Origin of the sequence: Brevibacillus sp. AY1 (assembly GCF_029870785.1) — a bacterium.
In the GTDB taxonomy this organism is placed as follows: Bacteria; Bacillota; Bacilli; order Brevibacillales; family Brevibacillaceae; genus Brevibacillus; species Brevibacillus invocatus.
Genome location: NZ_JAFLPN010000098.1, coordinates 1 through 1,512, shown reverse-complemented (window position 1 = coordinate 1,512; position 1,512 = coordinate 1). Strand labels below are relative to the sequence as shown.

1 protein-coding gene is annotated in these 1,512 nt (G+C 34.1%); it reads left to right on the top strand.

Annotated elements, in window-relative coordinates; translation table 11 throughout:
- Positions 1-313 precede the first annotated feature (313 nt).
- Positions 314-1,045, top strand: a complete 732-nt coding sequence (locus tag JZI27_RS24830) for a hypothetical protein (RefSeq protein ID WP_280209840.1) — start codon at positions 314-316, stop codon at positions 1,043-1,045.
- The last annotated feature ends 467 nt before the right edge of the window (positions 1,046-1,512 follow it).

The window sequence follows — 1,512 nt, the reverse complement described above, 5'->3', positions numbered from 1 at the left end:
CATTTTACACGAATCAATCATGGGCCATTTTTTTGCCTTTGGTTAGGTGTCGCACTTCATATTACAATCCGTCAAAAAATAAAAACAGAGAACAGCAACTTGGCGGGAGCGTTCTCTGCTAGCCTATATGTAATAAAATATGATATGAACAAAGAATAGCAACTTGGCGGGAGCATTCTGAGTTCAGCATATTGTCTAAACATATAAGCTAATTCCATTTTACTGGTTTTTGGATCTTTTTCAATAGTCGTTAGAACAAAGCCCGCCTATAAGCGGGTTTTTTATGTTCTATAAAAAAGAGGAGGTAATATTTATGAAGAAAAGCATTTTTATGGCTCTATCTATTACACTTGCTTCTGTAACATTCTTTTCATCTATGAATGCGGCACATGCTAATTCAAGTCCAACACAATTATCGATCGAACAATCAATTTTAGAAAAACTAGACAACGATCCGGACGCTTATGAAGTCGTAGAAAAAATGAATAAGTACATCGAGTCTGATGAATTCCAAAAAATAAAAGAGGGATTAGAAAAATATAATGAGTGGTTTTATTTGGGGGAAAAAGGCTACGAATTCAAAAAAGATGCTAAAAAAGAAATTCCAAAAGAAATTTATAAATTATTAGAAGAAGTATTTGAGTCGGCGAATGAAGAAATTGTTGCCAATTCAAATTATTCAGTTAGAGACGCTGAAATTCAGCCGATGGGTAATGATGAGGGGCATACATATTATGGCGATGACCATGACACTTATGTATACATAGGTCCGAATTTTGATGTAGGCGAATATTGGTACTTTAGTGATGATGACACAAGATGGTTAGTAGAAAAGCTATTAGTCGCTGCAACGATTACATGGTTTGCAGGGAAGATACTTTCTCTTTTTCCATATGAATTTGCAAAGAAATTGAGTAGTTCTGCAGATGTTGCAGCATACATGATCGCAGCTGGTGCAGCAGTTATCAGTAATAAAAATAAAGGTTACGGAGTGTATGTGCGAATTTATAGTAAAGGAACGCAATTCGGTTCAAGGAATTACTAATTAACTACAATAATAGAAACACATGGTACACTTTATTGTGCGCTATGTGTTTCTTTAAATTTATAGTTAGGAGTGAACGCATTGAACTACTATATTTATTTAATGATAGGGTTGATGATCTTAGGGCAGTTAATAAGTATAAGGAAAAAGATAGAGCATATCACATATATTAATAACGGGGCGTTCTCAGTATTGATTTATATTATTGAGGATGAAATGTGGTGGTTGAGTCTATTAGTATTAGTAACAGGATTTATTTTTGCAATTTATCAAAAGCTGCGTTGAATTTTTGGTAGTTATTCCGATTGATTGATTTCAGAGTAATCCCATTGTAACTGCTAAACTAAATTCAACAGTATCCGCCAAATAGAAATGAACACTTTTTTCTTTCACTTGAATCAATTTCATAAATTAGAGCCCTACGGGCTCAAGGTTTTTTGAGCATAGAAAAAGGAGTACCTCCCCAA

What these genes read in the sequence shown, in the direction of transcription:
- JZI27_RS24830 (WP_280209840.1), top strand. Translation starts at nt 314, where the DNA reads ATGAAGAAAAGCATTTTTATGGCTCTATCTATTACACTTGCTTCTGTA.